Source organism: Nostocoides japonicum T1-X7 (assembly GCF_001046855.1).
Lineage (GTDB): Bacteria > Actinomycetota > Actinomycetes > Actinomycetales > Dermatophilaceae > Nostocoides > Nostocoides japonicum.
In genome coordinates this window covers 941885-960356 of sequence record NZ_HF570958.1, presented here as the reverse complement: position 1 = coordinate 960356, position 18472 = coordinate 941885, and the positions used below count along the sequence as shown (strand labels likewise).

18 protein-coding genes and 1 pseudogene are annotated in these 18472 nt (G+C 70.2%); 13 read left to right on the top strand and 6 right to left on the bottom strand.

Going from position 1 to position 18472, the window contains the following annotated elements:
* Positions 1-633 precede the first annotated feature (633 nt).
* Positions 634-2358: a glycoside hydrolase family 13 protein gene (locus BN12_RS04360; protein WP_048550373.1), complete on the top strand. Its 1725-nt coding sequence runs from the start codon at positions 634-636 to the stop codon at positions 2356-2358.
* Positions 2359-2540: 182 nt separating this feature from the next.
* Here BN12_RS04360 and BN12_RS04355 read toward each other — a convergent pair whose 3' ends face one another.
* Positions 2541-3242, bottom strand: coding sequence for an RNA polymerase sigma factor (locus BN12_RS04355; RefSeq protein WP_048550371.1), 702 nt, complete (start codon positions 3240-3242; stop codon positions 2541-2543).
* A complete protein-coding gene (locus tag BN12_RS26000) occupies positions 3178-3498 on the bottom strand; it encodes an RNA polymerase sigma factor (protein ID WP_235432297.1) in 321 nt (106 codons plus the stop codon). The genes BN12_RS04355 and BN12_RS26000 overlap by 65 nt, the downstream gene beginning before the upstream one ends.
* A 261-nt stretch (positions 3499-3759) precedes the next feature.
* On the opposite strand from BN12_RS26000, the gene BN12_RS04345 reads away from it, so the two are divergent.
* Genes BN12_RS04345 through BN12_RS04330 form a run of 4 tightly spaced genes read left to right on the top strand, consistent with a single transcriptional unit; the run spans position 3760 to position 7293 of the window.
* Positions 3760-4710, top strand: coding sequence for an ATP-binding cassette domain-containing protein (locus BN12_RS04345; RefSeq protein WP_048550367.1), 951 nt, complete (start codon positions 3760-3762; stop codon positions 4708-4710).
* Entirely contained in the window at positions 4707-5435 is a 729-nt protein-coding gene (locus BN12_RS04340) for a hypothetical protein (RefSeq protein WP_157635341.1), read from the top strand. The genes BN12_RS04345 and BN12_RS04340 overlap by 4 nt, the downstream gene beginning before the upstream one ends.
* A gap of 38 nt (positions 5436-5473) precedes the next feature.
* Positions 5474-6646 carry a sensor histidine kinase gene (locus tag BN12_RS04335; RefSeq protein WP_048550363.1) on the top strand — a complete coding sequence of 391 codons (1173 nt, stop codon included), beginning with the start codon at positions 5474-5476 and terminating at the stop codon, positions 6644-6646.
* Complete coding sequence (locus BN12_RS04330; RefSeq protein WP_327152638.1) at positions 6637-7293, top strand: response regulator transcription factor; 657 nt, start codon at positions 6637-6639, stop codon at positions 7291-7293. The genes BN12_RS04335 and BN12_RS04330 overlap by 10 nt, the downstream gene beginning before the upstream one ends.
* Before the next feature lie 45 nt (positions 7294-7338).
* On the opposite strand, the gene BN12_RS04325 is transcribed toward BN12_RS04330, so the two are convergent.
* Positions 7339-7947, bottom strand: coding sequence for a TetR/AcrR family transcriptional regulator (locus BN12_RS04325; RefSeq protein WP_048550360.1), 609 nt, complete (start codon positions 7945-7947; stop codon positions 7339-7341).
* 74 nt (positions 7948-8021) lie between these two features.
* On the opposite strand from BN12_RS04325, the gene BN12_RS04320 reads away from it, so the two are divergent.
* A complete protein-coding gene (locus tag BN12_RS04320; RefSeq protein ID WP_083454407.1) occupies positions 8022-9056 on the top strand; it encodes a hypothetical protein in 1035 nt (344 codons plus the stop codon).
* Between the two features lie 71 nt (positions 9057-9127).
* On the opposite strand, the gene BN12_RS04315 is transcribed toward BN12_RS04320, so the two are convergent.
* Complete coding sequence (locus BN12_RS04315) at positions 9128-9943, bottom strand: TetR/AcrR family transcriptional regulator C-terminal domain-containing protein (protein WP_048550358.1); 816 nt, start codon at positions 9941-9943, stop codon at positions 9128-9130.
* 60 nt (positions 9944-10003) lie between these two features.
* On the opposite strand from BN12_RS04315, the gene BN12_RS04310 reads away from it, so the two are divergent.
* Together BN12_RS04310 and BN12_RS25995 are read left to right on the top strand one after the other, a co-directional pair.
* The gene (locus tag BN12_RS04310; protein ID WP_048550356.1) at positions 10004-10831 is read left to right on the top strand and encodes an ABC transporter ATP-binding protein; all 828 of its coding nucleotides are present in this window, start codon (positions 10004-10006) and stop codon (positions 10829-10831) included.
* The gene (locus BN12_RS25995; RefSeq protein ID WP_048550355.1) at positions 10828-11649 is read left to right on the top strand and encodes an ABC transporter permease; all 822 of its coding nucleotides are present in this window, start codon (positions 10828-10830) and stop codon (positions 11647-11649) included. Before BN12_RS04310 ends, BN12_RS25995 begins: the two co-directional genes overlap by 4 nt.
* A gap of 36 nt (positions 11650-11685) precedes the next feature.
* Here the strand turns inward: BN12_RS25995 and BN12_RS23645 are convergent.
* Positions 11686-12843: pseudogene (locus BN12_RS23645) on the bottom strand (MFS transporter); the annotation flags it as partial.
* Positions 12844-12927: 84 nt separating this feature from the next.
* Between BN12_RS23645 and BN12_RS25730 the strand changes: the two are divergent.
* The 3 genes from BN12_RS25730 to BN12_RS04290 all read left to right on the top strand — a co-directional run bounded on the left by BN12_RS25730 (position 12928) and on the right by BN12_RS04290 (position 15367).
* The gene (locus BN12_RS25730) at positions 12928-13572 is read left to right on the top strand and encodes a CGNR zinc finger domain-containing protein (protein WP_200901143.1); all 645 of its coding nucleotides are present in this window, start codon (positions 12928-12930) and stop codon (positions 13570-13572) included.
* 266 nt (positions 13573-13838) lie between these two features.
* Entirely contained in the window at positions 13839-14234 is a 396-nt protein-coding gene (locus tag BN12_RS04295; protein WP_048550350.1) for a (R)-mandelonitrile lyase, read from the top strand.
* A gap of 341 nt (positions 14235-14575) precedes the next feature.
* A complete protein-coding gene (locus tag BN12_RS04290; RefSeq protein ID WP_048550348.1) occupies positions 14576-15367 on the top strand; it encodes a helix-turn-helix transcriptional regulator in 792 nt (263 codons plus the stop codon).
* A 19-nt stretch (positions 15368-15386) separates the two neighbouring features.
* On the opposite strand, the gene BN12_RS04285 is transcribed toward BN12_RS04290, so the two are convergent.
* Positions 15387-16325: an amidohydrolase family protein gene (locus BN12_RS04285; protein ID WP_048550347.1), complete on the bottom strand. Its 939-nt coding sequence runs from the start codon at positions 16323-16325 to the stop codon at positions 15387-15389.
* A 758-nt stretch (positions 16326-17083) separates the two neighbouring features.
* Between BN12_RS04285 and BN12_RS04280 the strand changes: the two genes are divergently transcribed.
* Both BN12_RS04280 and BN12_RS04275 read left to right on the top strand, forming a co-directional pair.
* A complete protein-coding gene (locus BN12_RS04280) occupies positions 17084-17908 on the top strand; it encodes an IS5 family transposase (protein ID WP_083454404.1) in 825 nt (274 codons plus the stop codon).
* Positions 17909-18060: 152 nt separating this feature from the next.
* On the top strand, positions 18061-18402 hold the full coding sequence (locus BN12_RS04275) for a helix-turn-helix domain-containing protein (protein ID WP_048550345.1): 342 nt from the start codon (positions 18061-18063) through the stop codon (positions 18400-18402).
* Positions 18403-18472: the final 70 nt, after the last annotated feature.

Genomic DNA, 18472 nt, shown 5'->3' with positions numbered 1-18472 from the left:
TGGTGCACAGGCCCCGATCGGGTGGCAGACCGCCAGAGCACCTTCCTCAGCGAGCTGCCTAGCGCCCTGGCCGACGCGCCGAGCCGTCCGGCGTGGTACCCGGGAACGGCCGACCGTGTCGCGGCGGCCCGCCCTCCACGGCTGATTCGGCTCCGCTCTCCGCGGCCGACCCCTCCCGACGATCGCTTCCAACCAGGACGGGTGTCTGTGCACCTCGACCCGACCGAGGCCCCTGGAATCGAGGTATCCAGACCCCACCAGAACAGCACCACACACCTCGACCCGACGGAGGCTCTGGGAGTCGAGGTATTGCGATCCGCGCCCGACATCGCCGCGGAGCGGGCGACTTCGTCGGGTGGCTCCTCGACGACGCCGACCCCGTGTGGCCGGCGCACTCCGTCGTCTCGTGCCGGCTCCGATGCTCCTCCGTGGCGCGCATGGGTGGCCGTTCCTCCACGACCTGGATCGCCACCGTCTGGGTCGGGTACCGATCGGGGCCTCCCACGCGGGGGCTGCATGTGGTGGAGTGGGCCTCGACCGGTCCCCCGGAACCCGGCCACCGCGGGTCGCGAGAGACCGGCATATCCGGAGTGGCCGCATACCTCCTCAAGACCAAGGAGTCCCGTGAACCCTGTGCCCGACGAGCTCGAGCCCGCCGACGAGCCGTGGTGGACGCGCGCCGTCGTCTACCAGATCTATCCGCGGTCGTTCCAGGACACGAACGGCGACGGCATCGGTGACCTGCCCGGCATCCTCCAGCGCGTGGACCACCTCGTCGAGCTCGGTGTGGACGTCCTCTGGTTGTCGCCGATCTACCGCAGCCCGCAGGACGACAACGGCTACGACATCAGCGACTACGAGGACATCGACCCCGCGTTCGGCACGCTCGAGGACCTCGACCGGCTCCTCGAGGCGCTCCACGAGCGGGGGCTGAAGCTCGTCATGGACCTCGTCGTCAACCACACGAGCGACGAGCACCCCTGGTTCGTCGAGTCGCAGTCCTCGACCGACAACCCGAAGCGGGACTGGTACTGGTGGCGGCCGGCGCGGGAGGGCATGGAGCCGGGCACGCCGGGGGCCGAGCCGACGAACTGGGGCTCGTTCTTCTCCGGCCCCGCCTGGGACCACGACGAGGCCACCGGTGAGTACTACCTCCATCTGTTCAGCCGGAAGCAGCCCGACCTCAACTGGGAGAACCCCGAGGTGCGCCGGGCCGTCTACCGGATGATGCGGTGGTGGCTGGACCGGGGCGTCGACGGGTTCCGGATGGACGTCATCAACCTCATCTCCAAGACCGTCGGCCCGGACGGCTCCCTGCCCGACGTGCCCGCCGAGGACGGCCGGTACGGGCAACCGGGTGTCGCGGCGGCGAACGGCCCCCGGTTGCACGAGTTCCTCCAGGAGATGCACCGCGAGGTGTTCGACGGCCGGCGCGGCGTCGGCGAGACCCCCGGCACGACCGTCGAGCACGGCCGCCTCCTCACCGACCCCGCCCGCCACGAGCTCGACATGGTGTTCACCTTCGAGCACGTCTCCCTCGACCACGGCCCGGGTGGGCGGTTCGACGTGCACCCCCTCGACCTGCGGGACCTCAAGGCGACCCTCGGCCGCTGGCAGGCCGGTCTGGCGGAGGCCGGCTGGAACGCCCTCTACTGGGACAACCACGACCAGCCGCGGATCGTGTCCCGCTACGGGGACGACGTCGCATACCGGCGTGAGTCGGCGACGATGCTCGCCATCGTCCTCCACCTGCACCGCGGCACGCCGTACATCTACCAGGGCGAAGAGCTCGGCATGACCAACGCCCACTTCACCTCCCTCGAGGAGTACCGCGACATCGAATCCCTGCGGTGGGCGGATGCCGAGCGCGACCGGCTCAGCGAGGAGCAGCTGCTCGGCTGCCTGGCGGCGGGCAGCCGCGACAACGCCCGCACGCCGGTCCAGTGGGACGACACCGCCCAGGCCGGGTTCACCACGGGGCGGCCGTGGATCGCGGTGAACCCCAACCACGACACGATCAATGCCGCCGCGGAGCGAGCCGACCCCGACTCGGTGTTCCACCTCTATCGGCGGCTGGTCGCCCTGCGCCACGAGGACCCCGTCGTGCAGCGCGGCGACTTCCACCTCCTCCTGCCCGACGACCCGCACGTCTACGCGTTCACGCGCACCCTGGGCGACGAGCAGCTGCTCGTGCTCGGCAGCTTCAGCAGCGATCCCCAGGTCGCCGAGGTGGGTCCTGGGTGGAGCGACGCCTCACTCGTCATCGGCAACTACACGTCGCCCGTCGCCACGGACGGCGACCGGGTCGCGTTGCGGTCATGGGAGGCGGTCGTGCTCCGCAGGACCGTGTCCGGTTAGCCGGTCAGCCGGTCAGCCGGTATGCCGGTATGCCGGAGGTCACGCCGCACGGGTGAGGCCGCCGTGTCCTCGATGGCGGGCAGCAACGCTTGTGGGGAGACTGGCGGGCGTCAGGACGACAACCACCTTCCCCACAAGCATGGGCAACCGGCCCGACGCCGCCGGGCCGAGGGACCCGCCGTTCAGCCCCCCGTTCGCAGCGAGCGGAGCCCGAGAGTCGGGCACAGTCCCGGGTCGCCGGGGAACACGGCGGCGACCCCGTCGGTGTCCACACAGCCGACCAGCGGCGGCACGGTTCGGCTACCACCGGCGCCGGGGGAACCCACGCGATCCGATCCCCGACGCAGGCCCTGCTGCCAGAGGTCACGGCACGCTTCCACAGCGTGATCCATCGGAACGGGTCCACCCCCGGGCACCGCCGAAGCGACCGACGTGCCGGCGAAGTCGTCACCCCGCCCGACCTGCACCGTGGAGTGACACCGCACCAGCGAGTCATCAGCAGCCGGAGCCAGCACGGTCCGAGCGACCGCGACGCCCGCACCCGCCAGACCGACCCCGGCGATCGCAGCCACCATCCGACGACGACTGCGCCGAGGCCGCGCCCTCGAGGCGACGACCTCATACAAGAGGTGTTCGATCGCCTCTGCTCGAGGGCCGGCGAACGAGCGGGTCGGTGGGAGGTCCAGACGTCTCATGTCTCGTCTCGCCATCGAGATCGGGCGCGTCGGTGCCGCGACCCTCGCGCGCAGCTTGGCTCGCGCGCGCGACAGCCTGGACCGGACAGTCCCGACCGGGACGTTCATCGCAACAGCTGCCTGCTCATAGGTGAGTTCCGCCCAGACACACAACGCGATGACCTCCTGCTTCCCGGGCTCGATACTCATGCCGCAGAACGTTGTTCGCGATGCCGAGGAGCCACGGAAGCAGCGACCCGTCAGCATCGAGGACGACCTTGCCTCGCGCTCGCCACGCTTCGAGGAACACGATGGACACCACGTCCTCGGCCCGTTCCCACGAGGCTGTCCGCCGGAACGCGTGGTTGTACACGGCCGAGGAGTGGCGGCGGAACAGCTCGCCGAATGCCGACGCCAGCCCGCCCTGGGATCGCGCCCATAGCACTGCGTCGGAGTCGACGTCCATCGATGCCCTCACACCTCCTTATGCCCGACGACGCGCCCAGAGTTCCCGTCTGTCCACCGGACGGTGTTGCCGAAGGTACGCCGTCCTCGGCTGCGCCCGCTTCGGCCTCGGCGGCATCGCGGCGACCCTGGCGCTCCTGCTCGTCGGTCGCGGACTCCCGCGGCATACCGTCGAACCGGCCACCCGGGCCTCCGCCGAGGACGGCGAGGTCCCTTCCTTTCGGCAGTGGTGGCGGGCGACGCGCCTGCTCACCATGGAGCGATGATCTGTTTCGACGCGGTGACCAAGCACTACGGCGCGACGACGGCGCTGGACGCCGTGACGGTCCAGGTCCGCAGCGGGCATGTGACGGGACTGCTCGGACCCAACGGCGCGGGCAAGTCGACGGCGATGCGGCTCCTCCTGGGACTCGACCGTCCGACACGCGGACGGGTGACGATCGACGGTATCCCGTATGCCCGACTGCCTCGCCCGTTGCAGACGGTGGGCGCGCACCTGGACGCCCGGTCCTACCACCCTCGACGGAGCGCACGGGCGCACCTGCTCGCGCTGGCCCGGTATGCGGGGATCCCGTCGCGCCGGGTCGACGAGGTGATCGAGCTGGTCGGGCTCGAATCGGTGGCCCGACGCCGTGCCGGCAGCTTCTCCCTGGGGATGGGGCAGCGCTTGGGGATCGCCGCAGCCCTTCTCGGGGACCCCGCGGTGCTCGTGCTCGACGAGCCGATGAACGGGCTCGACACCGACGGTGTCCGCTGGATCCGGTTGCTGCTGAAGGAATTCGCGTCGGAGGGTCGTACCGTTCTCGTCTCCAGTCACCTCATGGCGGAGATGCACCAGACGGTCGACCGGGTGATCGTCATGGGGAAGGGACGCCTCCTCGCCGACTGCAGCACCGACGAGCTGGTCTCCTCGGTCTCCGACGTCGTGGTCCTGCGGACGCCCGACGTCGCCGCGGCCCCCGGGCTGACCCGGGCCCTCGACCGGGCCGGGATGTCCGTGGCGGAGACGTCGCCCGGAGAGCTCGAGATCACGGGCGGCACACCCGCGCGCATCGGCGACGCCGCCTTCGACGAGGGGATGCGAGTGCACTCGCTGTCCGTGACCCCGGCGACCCTCGAGGAGGGATACCTCCGTCTCGTGGAGGACGCCTTCGAGTTCCGCAGAGCCGACGCGCCATCGGCGTCGGGCGGGCCTGAAGGCGCGAGCCGATGATGCGGGCGCTTCGTGCCGAGTGGGGCAAGACGTTCTCCCTCCTCTCCCCGCTGCTGTGCCTCGTCGGGACGGTCGTCCTCGTCCTCGTCACGGCGGCGTCGCTGGGCAACGACTTCGTCCACGACATCGGGACCGGGGACCGCCCGGCGCAGGCGACGATGCGGGCCATCGACGCGTTGGGCCCCGCCGTGCAGTTCGGTCTGCTGACGCTCGCGGCCTTCGCCATGGTGCTCATCACCGCCGAGTACTCCAGCGGCAGCATCCGCTCCACCTTCCAGGCACAGCCCCGGCGAGCCGTCGTCCTCGCCGGCAAGACCGTCGTCGGCGTCGTCGTCGGCTTCCTCAGCGGTTGCGCCACCGCCGGGCTCGGTCTCGCCGCAGCGACTCTCGCCCTCGCCGGTCACGCGGCGCCGCTCGCCGAGACGCCCGTCGTCACGATGCTGCGCGTGGGGGCGGTGTTCGCCGCGGCCGTCGTCCTGCTCGTCGCGATCGGTGCCATCCTCCGCCACTCCGTCGGCACCCTCTGCGTCGGCGTCGTCCTCCTCGTCGGGATGCTCGCCCTGCCGTCATCGGTCAGTGTGTGGACGCCGGCGGGCGGCGCCGCACGGTTCATCGTCGCGAGCGACGCCGACTATCCCTCCCTCGTCGGCCTGCTCGTCGTGACGGCGTGGGCCGCCGCGACCTATGCGATCGCCTCCGTGCAGCTCGCACGTCGTGACGCATGACGGCTGCGGCGCGCAGAGAGATGCCTAGTGTGGAGGGCATGATCCGGTTGCCGCCGCGTGCGTCGACCGTCGCGGTGTATGCGGTCGCGTGCGTGGTGCTGGAGGTGGCCATGCTCGGCTGGTGGGCCGCGACACGGGCCACGGTCCTGTTCGTCGCTCTCCAGCTCGTGCTCGTCGTCCTCGTCTGGCTCGGGCTCCTCGTCATCCGCTACCGCGGGTTCCGGCATGACTACGAGCAGGCGATCGCGACGAATGCGATCCTGGCCGACCGCAGCCGGCTCGCCGACGAGCTCCACGACGCGCTCGGCCACGAGCTGAGCCTCATCGCCCTCAAGGCCGGCAACCTCCAGGTCCGCACGACCGGAGCCGTGCAGGAGCAGGCCGCCGACATCCGCCGCGACGTCGCCAAGGCCGTCGAACAGCTCCACCGTGCGCTCGAGTCCGCCCGCGAGGACGCCACCTCCGAGAGCATCGACGCGATGATCGACCGGCTCACCGCATCCGGCGTGTCGATCTCGCAGACCGGACGTAGACCCCCACGGCTTCCGACGACCGTCGAGCACGGGCTGCACCAGGTGCTCCGCGAGACGCTGACCAACGCCCTCACCCACGCGCCCGGCCGGCCGGTCACCATCGCCTACCGCACCGACCCCGACGTCGTCGCCGTCGAGGTGCGCAACCCGATGCCCTCCGACCAGATCCAGCGGTCGCGGACGAGCACGTCCGCGACCGGTCTCGACGCGCTGGGCCGCCGGCTCGCCCTGTCCGGCGGGCGACTCGACCACATGGTCGAGGATGGCGAGTTCGTCGTGGCGGCGCGGATCCCGCGACACCCAACGTCGACCCCGGCGGACGTCGGGACCCGACGTCGCTCGCCGCTGCGGCGAACCGTCGCGTCCGCCCTCGTCCCCACCACGGTCGCCGTTCTCGTGCTCATCGGCTTCTACGCCTGGTCGACCCATGACGACGTCGTGGAGGACAGCGTCTTCGCCAGGCTGCGGGTCGGCATACCCGCCCCCACCGCTGAGCGGCTGCTGCCGCCCCGCCAGGCACCCGTCCGCCTCGTTCCGACGCACGCGCACGACCCCGACTGGTCGTGCGCGTACTACACCGACGGCAACTTCCCCCTCGGCCTCGCCGTCTTCGAGGTGTGCTCCGACGAGGGCGTCGTCGTGCGGCTGACCGACCTCCGGAAGCAGTCGTGGCTGTGATCCGCGTCCTTCTCGCCGACGACGAGCTCGCGATCCGCGCCGGCTTCCGAGCCATCCTCGAGTCCGACCCCGAGATCGAGGTGGTCCCCGCCGTCGCCGCGACCGGCCGACAGGCCGTGACGCTCACCCTCTCCGAGCGTCCCGACGTCGTCCTCATGGACATCCGGATGCCCGAGCTCGACGGGCTCGCGGCCGTCGAGCAGATCCGGAGTGCCCGACCGCGGCAGGCCGTGCTCATCGTCACGACCTTCGGCGACGACGACTACATCGCGCGCGCCGTGCGCCTCGGTGTCAACGGATTCCTCGTCAAGTCCGGCGACCCGTACGACCTCATCCGCGGCGTCAAGGCCGCCGCAGCCGGCGGCGCGACGCTCTCGCCCGCCGTCGCCGCCCACCTCATCGAGGTTCTCCGTACGACCTCGACGACGCCCATGCAAGACGCCTCGCGGGCCGTGGCCAACCTCACGCCGAGGGAGCGCGACGTCCTGACCTTGCTCGCCCGCGGCCGTTCGAACGCCGAGATCGCCGCGGAGCTCTTCCTCGTCGAGGGCACCGTCAAGGGCTACCTCAGGGACATCTTCACCCGGCTCGGCGTGCGCAACCGCGTCCAGGCGGCGATCCTCGCCCACCACGCCGGCCTCGCGTGACCCGGCCCGACGTCCTGAGCACGGGCCGAGGTCGAGGGGCGCTGGTCACACCGGGATTCCGATGTCGACGAAGCGGGCGAGGTGCTCGTCGAGGATCGCGATGGCGAGCGGGCCCGGCATACCCTCCGGGTCGCTCAGGAGGTGGACGAGGAGCCCGTCGAGCATCGCCACGGTGGCGCTCGCCGCGACGTCGGCGTCGAACGCCGTGTGCGTCTCGCCGCGCTCCTGGGCGAGGCGGAACGCCTCCGCGCACGCCGCGCGCAGCCGTGCGGTGAACTCGTGCTGGAGCCGGGCCAGGTCCGGCACGACGGCGGCGCGGGCGACGAAGGCGAGGTAGACCCGCTGCTCGTCGGCACGGACCTCGTCGAGGGGAAGGAACTCCTGGGCATACGCCCGGACGACCGAGCCCACGGGTCCGGTGCGCGGCAGCGCCTCACCGCGGGCGACGATCCGGTCCATGACGTGCCGGCAGGCGATGACGAGCATGTCGTCGCGCGTGCGGCAGTAGTACTGGACGCTGCCGACGGACACGCCGGCCTCCTTGGCGACCTCGCGCATGGTGGCCTGGTCGAGCCCGCGCGAGGCGGTGATCGCGAGGACGGCGTCGATGACGCGCTGCTTGACGGCCGGCGTCGCGCCGTCCTTCGTCTCCATGGTCACCGATGCTATACGATCGCACCATACAATTGCACTATACAGATGCACCATGCAGCCGTATGGTGACCATCATGACCGAGACCCCGATCGCCACGCGTCCGCCCCGTCTCGCCGACCGGTGGCGTCCCGTGCTGCGCCACCGCAGCATCTGGCTCGCGGTGGCCGGCTGGGCGCTCGTCAACCTCGCGCTCCTCGCCTTCGGTGGCGGGCACCTGCCCTTCCACGCCTCGACGCTCGCGGACCCGCCGACCGCGGGGGTCGTCGCACAGACCGACGCCATGTTCCTCGAGGTGTTCGCCCTCATGGGTGTCGTTCACCTGCTCACCCGGCGCCGCCGCGTCCCCGACATCGCGGCCCGTGTGCCGAGCCGCGCCGTCGCGGCCCGGGAGACGGCGGCGACGATCGGCTACGGCGTCCTCGCGATGGTCGGCGGCTACCTCCTCGGGCGGGCCCTGGGCTACCACGCGTTCGGCTTCCACCTCGACGGGATGGTCGTGCGCACCGGCCAGCCCGTCGTCCCCGCGGAGGCCGTCACCTGGGCGGTCTACAACGTCGTGGCGTATGCGGTCGTGCCGCTCGTCTGGTTCCGGCGCCGCTACACGAGCGAGCAGCTGAACCTCCGCTCGGCCGACCGGCGAGCCGACCTGCTCCTCGTCGCCGTCGTCCTGCTCATCGAGTCGACCGTGCAGCTGTCCCTCAACCACGAGATCCTCGACCTCACCGGGCGACAGGTGCTCCTCGGCGCACCGCTGACGTTCGTCCTGTCCTTCGCCGGCACCGTCCTGCCGACCATGGTCTTCGTCGCCTGCATCCTCGTCCCCCGCTACCTCAAGCTGACCAGGTCGGTGCCCGCGGCCGTCGTCCTCGGCGGCACCACCTACGCGCTGCTGCACCTCCCCGACGGCTGGACGACGTTCCACTCCCCCGTCGACGCGGTGCTGTCCACGCTGTTCGTCCTCCTCTTCTACACCGGGCCCGGGATGTTCAAGGCGTTCATCACGATCCGCAGCGCCAACGCATGGACCCACGTGTGGGCATACCACGCGATCGCGCCGCACACGCTCATGGACACCCCGATGTTCGTCCGGATCTTCGGCATCCGATAGCCGCGAGTCCCTTGTGGGGAAACCGGTCGCAGCCAGGACTCGGGCCGCCTTCCCCACGAGGCGTCGACGCCTCAGCGACGTGTGCGACGCGGCGTCGTCCGGCTGCGGATGAGGGCGTCGATGCCGGCGATGAGACGCTCCAGGCCGAACCGGTAGGCGTGCTCCGGGTTGTGCGCCGCCTGGTGGGCCTGCCCGGCGGCCTGACCCACCCGTGACCCGATGGGGAACCGCGCCGGATCGAGGACCTCGGCGAGAGGCGGCGCGACGAGCGACCACCACTGCTCGTCGGTCAGCCCGGTGCGCCGGACGGTCCGGTCCGCCTCGACGCGCCGGCGGGCGAGACCCTCGACGTGGGTCTGCACGAGGGTGACCACCGCGTCCATCTCCACGTCGGTCAGCCCGATGCCGTCGACGACGCTCAGCTCGAGCTCGTACTTGGCGATGGTGTGGGGCCCGAGCGGTGGCCGGCCGGTGAAGATCTGCAGCACCCAGGGGTGGCGGAGGGCGAGGTCCCAGTTGACGTCCGCCACGCGGCGCAGGCCCTCGCGCCAGTCCTCGGCCCGCCCGGGGGTCGCGAGCTCGTCCACCGCCTCGGCGTAGACGGTGTCGAGCATGACCTCGAGAAGCTCGTCGCGCGACGCGATGTACGTGTAGAGCGACATCGTCCCGACCCCGAGCGCCTCCGCGACGCGCCGCATCGACAGCAGGTCGAGGTCCTGGTCGCCGTCGGCGACGGCGATCGCGGCGGCCACGACCTGCGCGGTCGTCAGCGTGTGGCGGGGGCCGCGTCGGGGTGGCGGCCGCGTGCCCCAGAGCGCGGCGATCGTCCGGGCAGGGTCTGCCGTCCGCCTGTCCCCGTCGCTGCCCCTGTCGCCGTCCGTCGCCACGAGCGAAGGCTAGCCAACGCTGCTTCGTACGGTATACGGGATTATGCTAGAATTCTTCGTATGCCATACGGAGATTTGTTCGCGACGCCGACGGGTGACTGGGCCATCGAGGCCGTCGACGTCCAGAAGCGCTTCGGGGACGCGGTGGCCCTCGACGGGTTCACCCTGCGGGTCAGACCGGGCTCGGTATGCGGCCTGCTCGGGCCGAACGGCGCCGGCAAGACGACCGCGGTCCGGATCCTCACGACCCTGCTGCGGCCGGACGCCGGCCGGGTCCACGTCGCCGGCTGCGATGTCCGCGCCGACCCCGCACTGGCGCGCTACCGGATCGGACTCGTCGGCCAGAGCACGTCGCTCGACGAGATCCTCACCGGTCGACAGAACCTCGTCATGTTCGGCAAGCTCTACCACCTCCCCGCCGCCGTGGCCCGGCGGCGGGCCGAGGAGCTGCTCGACCGGTTCGGCCTGGCCGAGGCCGGCGACCGGCCGGTCGCCGGCTATTCCGGTGGTATGCGCCGCCGCCTCGACCTGGCAGCCTGCCTCATCCTCTCGCCCCCCGTCCTGTTCCTCGACGAGCCGACGACCGGCCTCGATCCGAGGGCCCGTATCGAGGTGTGGGCGTTGATCACGACGATCGTCGCGACGGGGACGACCGCGCTGCTCACCACGCAGTACCTCGAGGAGGCCGACCGGCTGGCCGACCACATCGCCCTCATCGACGCGGGCCGGATCGTCGCCGAGGGGACCCCGGACGAGCTCAAGGCCCGCGTCGGCCCGGACCGCGTCGAGACCGTCGTCCGCAAGCCCACCCTCGACGAGGTGTTCCTGCGCCTCACCGGACGTCACGCAACAAGGACCGCCGACGAGCCCACGGAGCCTGCCGCATGAGCGCGACCACCGCACCGACGACCTCGCCGCGGCGGCCCCGCGCACACACGCTGCGCGATACCGCCACGCTCGCGGGCCGGGTCCTGACCCACTGGCGGCAACGCCCCATCTCGATCCTCCTCGGCCTCCTCTTCCCAGTCCTCATGGTGCTCATGTTCGGGTACCTCTTCGGCGGCGCGATGGCCCTGCCCGGCGGCGACTACATGGACTTCCTCGTCCCCGGCATGCTCGCCATGACGATGCTCTTCGGGCTCGAGTCGCTCGTCGTGTCGGTGACCCACGACACCGCCAAGGGGGTCACCGAACGGATCCGCTCCCTGCCGATCACCACGACGGCGGTGCTCGCCGGGCGAAGCGCCGCCGACCTGCTCGACGCCGTCGTCGGCCTCGCCCTCATGGTCGTCACCGGCCTGCTCGTCGGTTGGTCCCCTCACCGGGGAGTCGCCCCGACCCTCGCGGCCATCGGCCTGCTGCTCTGGCTGCGACTCGCCTTCACGTGGGTCGGCAGCTATCTCGGACTCCTGCTGAAGACACCGGAATCGGCCGTCGCCGTCCAGATCCTCGTCTGGCCGGTCGGATTCCTCTCCAGCGCGTTCGTCTCACCCGACACCATGCCCGCCTGGCTCGACGCCATCGCGACCTGGAATCCCCTCTCGGCGACCGCCACCGCCATCCGGGACCTCTTCGGCAACCCGGGGTGGAACGCCGGCGACTGGGCCGGCGACCACGCGATCGTCCTCGCCCTCGCCTGGCCCGCGCTGCTGACCGTCGTCTTCCTCCCGCTCGCCGCCCGTCAGTACCGAGCCCTCGCGAACTGACCGACGCGCCTGGCGGCCGCCGGCGATGCCGGTCAGGGCCAGCGCGGCGGAGAGGCCGAATACCGCTGCGTAGCTCGAGCCGGCGATGAGGCCACCGATCAGGCCTGCCAGGCCGATGGACAGATCGAGGAAGGAGCTGATCGCGCCGAGGGCGGCGCCGCGTTCGGCCTCCGGCGTCGTGTCGATGGCGATCAGCGCGAGCGCGGGGTAGAGCAAGGTGAACCCGCCACCGCCGAGCAGGGCACCCAGAGCCGCCATCCACCAGACGGGAGCGACAGCGATCAGCAGCAGCCCGGTGGCTTCGAGAAGGGCCGAGGTGAGGATCATGGGTCGTGGACCAAGCCGGTCGGGTAGGCGGCTGGCCAGCAGTCGCACGCTGACGTAGGCGGCGCTGAACAGGCTGAGCAGGATCGAGCCTTCCGCGATGCCTCGGTCGGTCATGGCCAATGCGCCGAAGCTCGTGACGCATGCATAGCCGAAGCCTCCGGCCGCCAAGGCGAGGCCGGGACGAATGGCAGCGCGCGGAAGCAGCCTGCGGGAAACCGGTGCGTCGGTCAGCTCGCCCCGTGGCAGCCGGGAGAGCACGACGAGCGCGGCCGCGGGCAACGCGGCGGCCGCTGTCCAGACGAGGGTGTAGGAGCCGGCCCGGTACAGCAGTTCGCCGAGGACCGGACCCGCGGTCAGACCGCCCCACATCGACAGTCCGTACCAGCCGACGACCTGCCCGCGCCGGTTGGAGGGGGCCAGCGACACCGCCCATACGGACCCGGCCGTCATCAGCAGCGCCTCGGCCACACCGATGCCCACACGTGCGGCCAGCAGTCCGACTGCACCCAGCGGGAGGGCGTACACCACGCCTGCCGCCACGGCGACGGTCGTGCCGAGGGTCATGACCCGCCGCGCACCGAGTCGCTGCGCCAGCTGCCCGCCGAACGGGCGAAGCCCGAACGCCACAACGGCAGCCGTCGCGAACACCACACCGACGACGAACGCGGATCCATGCAACGTCTGGGTGACCACGCGGGGGATCACCGGCACGACCAGGCCGAAAGCGGTGAAGTTGCAGGCCACCGAGACGAAGACCCCGGCAAACGTCCGCCTCCAGTCACGACCGCCCCAGCCGGCGGCTACCCGGGCACCCGCGGCCGCGTTGGAGCCGCGCACGGTCGCTCGCACGTCACAACCAGCATGCATACCGTCTAAACCCTGTTTGTTGGTGAACACCTCACGAGGTATACCATCTAAAGTAGTTTTGACGGAAGGTGCGTGAAGGTCGACATGGTGACGACAACGCGGCAGGTACTGCCCTCATCGGTCGGGGGTAGGGCCTGCCTGGACCTTGCCAACACCGTCGGGCCGCGCCTACCTCGGCCAGGGGTGGAACCGCACGACGACCTCCCGGACTACCAGGAGCTGGTTACCTGGGCCGTCCACCGCGGGCTCCTGACCCCTCTCCAGCAGCGCCGGCTGATCCGGGCCGCGGAGGCCGACCCGGAGGGTGCCGCCGCCATCCACCGCGACGCGCTGCGGCTGCGGGAGGCGATCTACCAAGCCTTCGCGGATATCGCCCACGGTCGCCAGGCACCGCCGGCCGCGCTGGCGACGATCCAGGACGCCTACGTGGCAGCCCTGCGCCACGCGCGTCTCGCGACCGTGCCCACGGGGCTGGACTGGAGTTGGCCCGAACATGGCCCGCTGGAACGGGTGCTCTGGCCCCTGGCCCGCTCGGCGGTCGACCTGGCAACCTCCGGCCGGCTCGCGCGGATCAAGCAGTGCCCCGGCGACGACGGCCAGTGCGGTTGGCTGTTCCTGGACAACACCAAGAGCAACACCCGCCGCTGGTGCAGCATGCGGACCTGCGGCGGTCGCGAGAAGAGCCAACGACAAGCCGCCCGCCTCCGCGCCGCGCACACACCGCGCTGACAGGTGCTCGGCACCCACCCCGTTCGCCCCCGGATCGTCGAGCGCCTCGGGGTGCTCGCCGTGGTGCCGGAGACAACGCCGCTGGGCGTTGTGGACCCTCCTCATGCTGCCCGTCGGCCTCGCCGGTCCGCTCATCATGCCGCCGATCACCGCGGTGCTGCTCAACGACGTGCCCCGCACCGGACGGGTATCGCCAGCTGCTCACCCCGCGGTGGATGATCGACGAGACCGCGGTAGACCAACGGCACAACCGAGGAGACCACACGATGAAGTACGCGAAGAGCGGCGGTCGGACAGCCGCCGGCCCCACGGAATGGTTCACCGGAACGGTGCAGATCGACGGCATCCGCAATCCCGACGAGCAGTCGGCGATCGGCTGTGCCCACGTCCGGTTCGCTCCCGGCGCCCGCACCGCATGGCACCACCACCCCAAGGGTCAGACCCTCTACGTCACCGACGGCATCGGACTCGTCGCGACCCGGGGCGGCGGGGTCCAGGAGATCCGGCCCGGCGACGTGGTCTTCATCGAGCCCGGCGAGGAGCACTGGCACGGCGCCACGGCCGAGCGGTTCATGGCGCACGTCGCGATGCAGGAGGCCGACGAGAACGGCGAGGTCGTGACCTGGCTCGACCACGTGACCGACGAGGGGTACGGCGCCTGAGCACACCCGCGCGAACCCGTCGTATGCGGCCATGAGCGGACGCGCGCGTCTGATCCCCGGGTGGTCCGCCACCTCGGGATGGCTCGCGCATCGCCGACACCCTGGTTCTGCGGCCTCTTCATCCACCGCGCGCGGTGCGGGCCAGGGAGTGACGGGGCCGTCGTGTCGGCCCCGTTCTGGACGCGGGCACCGTGGTTGCCCACAGACGGCCTCGCCATGACCTCGCATGCTGTACCGGAGGTACCTGTGGACACGTGGACGAATCTGATGTCAGGTCACGCGCCAAGGAGCCGGCGGCATCGCCGCAACCGACCCACGATCGTGGGCCATAGGGTGCCGTCATGAGCGCCGATCGGAACCCCCGGCTTCACGAGTTGGGGGCGTTCCTCCGCGCTCGGAGAAACCAGCTTCGACCCGGGGACGTCGGACTCGACCTTCCGCCCGCTCGCCGGCAAGTTGCCGGTTTGCGCCGGGAAGAGGTCGCCGATCTGACCTTCATCAGCCGGGAGTACTACCTCCGGATCGAGCAGGGGCGGGTTCCGCCCAGCAACGAAGTGCTCGATCGGCTGATCTCGCTGCTCTGTCCCACCGAGGACGAGGCCAGATACGCACGTCAGCTTCTCGCCGGCGCCGGACTGCGGGCCTCGCCAGCACCTACCGAACCGGTCGCTACCGAGCCGCTGAGCAGACTGCTGCGACACCTCACCGATGTGCCTGCGATTCTGGTCGGTCCGCAGACCTCCGTTCTGGAGTGGAATGCCGCCGCCGCCGATCTGTTCATCGACTTCGCCGCGATCCCGGTGGATCGGAGGACTTTCGCATACCTCCTCTTCGACGACGCGACCATGCAGAGCCGGTTTCTCGATCTCGCCAGCATGCAAGATGTGGTCGTGGGCATCCTCCGGGCCACCGGCACGGATTCCTTGGACAATCGGGTGTATTCGGCCCAGCTGCAGGTGCTGTCCACAATGAGTCCGGCCTTCCACGACCGCTGGCATCAGTTCGGGGTGGCCCAGCCTCGCGGGCTCTCGCACGTGCCGTTGCGTCATCCGGACGGCACAGAGATGGTCGTCGATCTGATCGTGCTGCTGCTCGACGATCCGTCGCAACGGCTGCTTCTCTTCCTGCGGTAGGCCGTCGTCATACCTCGTCTCACCGGTAGCGACCGAACAGCTTCCTGGCGTTCCCGGAGTTGATCGCGGTGGCCTGCTCGGCTGTGAGTCCAGTCTCCTCGTCGAGGATGCGAGTGAACTCCGCGGACACGTCCGACGAAGCGTAGGGGAAGTCGCTGCCGAACAGAATCCGCTCGGGATCAGCGAACTCGGTCAAGGCACCGAACGCGTACTTGCCCGAGGACAGCGCGGTGTCCCAGTAGAACAGCTTGAACTGGGCCAGCAGTTCGTCGGCGGTCGGGCCCTCGGGCTGTAGCGCCGGCTGCAGCAGGCTGAACCGCAACGCCGAATAGGGCACGAAACCACCCGCGTGAGACAAGATGATCTTGACGTTCGGGTACCGGGTGAGAACCCCGTTGAACACCATGTGCACGGCGTTGCGCGTCGTGTCGAACGGATAGTCGACCAGTGGTCCTGGCACACCGGGCAGCGGGGCCAGCGGGCGCGCCGGGTGCACGAAGACCACCGCGGATCGGTCATCGAGGATCTGCCAAAGTGGGGCGAGGCCAGGCTCGCCGAGGTAGACGCCGTTGTAGTTGGACAGCAGCACGACACCGTCGGCGTGCAGTTCGTCGAGGGCGTAGGTGGCCTCGGCCGACGCCGCCTCGACATCGGGCAGCGGTACCGTCGCGAAGTTGCCGAATCGCGTGCTGTGGTGCGCGACCAGGTCGGCGGTGTACTCATTGACCCGACGGGCGATCTCAGGCCGCTCCGCCGCTGACCAGCCGGTGACGCTCGGCGCGGTCAAGGACAAGACCGAGGTCTCGATCGCGTTCTGGTCCATGAACTCGAGGTGCGCCTCCGGGCTCCACTCGGGCAGCGCCCAGCCGGACGGATCGCCACCGTGCGAAGCCAGGCTCTCCCCCCAGAAGGGCGGAACGAGGTGGGTGTGAACGTCAATTCGGTGTGCTGAGGTCATGAAGAGAGCATGCGTTCGGACGACGCCGGCGGGGAGGGGGCAGATTCATACCACCCCCACCCCGCCAGGATGGTGCGTCCGGTTCCTGATCACGCTCGACGCGGCCGCCGCGCTATGGCACGTGCCCGGGGAGGCGCGCAGTGCAACGGATCGACACGAACCCATGACCGCCCAGCGATACGCCATCCTCCCGGTCCGGAAGATCACGCAGAAGCGCCCGCATCTACGACGCCGAGGGCTCTGATGGGCCTACTCGGGTCCATAGAGTGGAAGGAGGCCCGTCGCGGAGCGGCATGGCCCCTTCCGATGGGTGGTCTCTAGGCCACCCAACTTGAACCACATGCGCAGGCTGGATCGCTTTGATTCCGCATGGATCCAGGGATCTCCGACCCTTGAGGCGTCGTCGCCGCTCGTGTTCGATGAGGGTTTCGATGTCGTCGAGAACCCTAGTAGACGTAGTAGAACCCCTCTGACGGACAAGGAAGTAGAAGCTATTCGAACCGCCCGGGCGGGCGGCGAGAGCGTGCTGTCGATCGCCGAACGGTTCGGAGTTCACAGAGCGACGGTCTGGGAGCACACGAGGAAGAGGCAGCACGTCTAGGACCTGTTACGAAAGTGACTGGTGGGGTTTCGGCGTGTCCGGTGGGGTGAGGTGAGGCCTCCGCAGTAGAGGAAGTGGTGTCGAATCACCCACTACTGCCGGAGGCCTCGATGCCCACCGTATCCGCCGCAGCTCGTCATGACCTGACCGACGCTCAGTGGGCGCTGTTGGAGCCGATCCTGCCGGCACCGTCGATGCGTGGCCGGTGCGCGGGCTGGTCGACGGGGTCCGGCGCCGCACCCGCGCCGGGTGCCCGTGGCGGGACGTGCCCGACCGGTACGGCCCGTGGTGGCGGGTGTACACCCTGTTCGCCTGCTGGCAGCTGCTGGGCGTGTGGGCGCGGCTGGAGGCCACGCTGCGGGCCCGAGCCGATGCGACCGGCCGGTTGTCGTGGCAGGTGTCGATCGACTCCACCACCGCCCGCGCCCACATCCACGCCGCCGGCGCCCGCCGCGACAGCGTCGGACGCGTGGTGGGAGAACCAGATCACCACGCGCTGGGCCGTTCCCGCGGTGGCTGGGGCACCAAGACCCACGCCGCCATCGACCAACACCGCGGCCTGCTCGCCGTCATCCTGACCCCCGGCCAGGACGGCGACAGCCCCCAGATGATCCCCGTCCTGGAGGCGATCAGCATCGCCCGGCCCGGACCCGGACGACCCCGGCAACGACCCGACCGGGTGCTGGCCGACAAGGCCTACTCCTCAGCGGCCAACCGGGCCTGGCTTCGCCAACACCACATCGCCGCGACCATCCCCGTCCCGGCCGACCAAGCCGGCCACCGCCGCCGACGCGGCTCGGCCGGCGGCCGCCCGCCAGCCTTCAACGCCGAGACCTACCAGGACCGACACGCGGTCGAATGCGGCTTCAACCACCTCAAACACCACCGCGCGTTCGCCACCCGCTACGACAAGCTCGCCGTCGGCTACACCGCGACCGTCCACATCGCCAGCATCGACCACTGGCTCAAACGACTTTCGTAACAGGCCCTAGCCCACGCGAGTCATCGAACCTGCCTTACCTACGCCACCATATCCCTACATAGGCTTGAGTCAATATCGACTGTGGCCTATGTTGGTGTTGTCCGATCGCGGACGACAGGTTCGATGATGGCTCGCCAGCGAGGAGGAGCGACATGTGCAACACGAAGTCCGCTTCTCGGAGCGAGGTACACGCCAAGCGCCCCGGCGGTGGGCACGTCAGCCGGATGGAGGCTGAGAGGCGCGCCTACCGACTCCGCGAGATCCGCGAGGAGCAGGGCGTGACGCAGAAGGAACTCGCCGAACGAATGGCCCTGACCCAGCCCACCATCTCCGGGCTCGAAGCCGGCAACCTCGACCGCTCCGGCCTGGCCACCGTTAAGGCCTATATCGAAGCTCTCGGCGGCAACATCGAAGTCACCGCCACCTTCGGCAACCGCAAGCTCCTCCTATCACCCACGCATGGCGGAGCCAGCCCCCGCTCCCAGATGCGATGACGCGGCGCGTCTGGGAGCTTCACGGAAGACTGGCGGTGCGAAGGCTGAGGTCGTTGACGAGAAGGGAGAT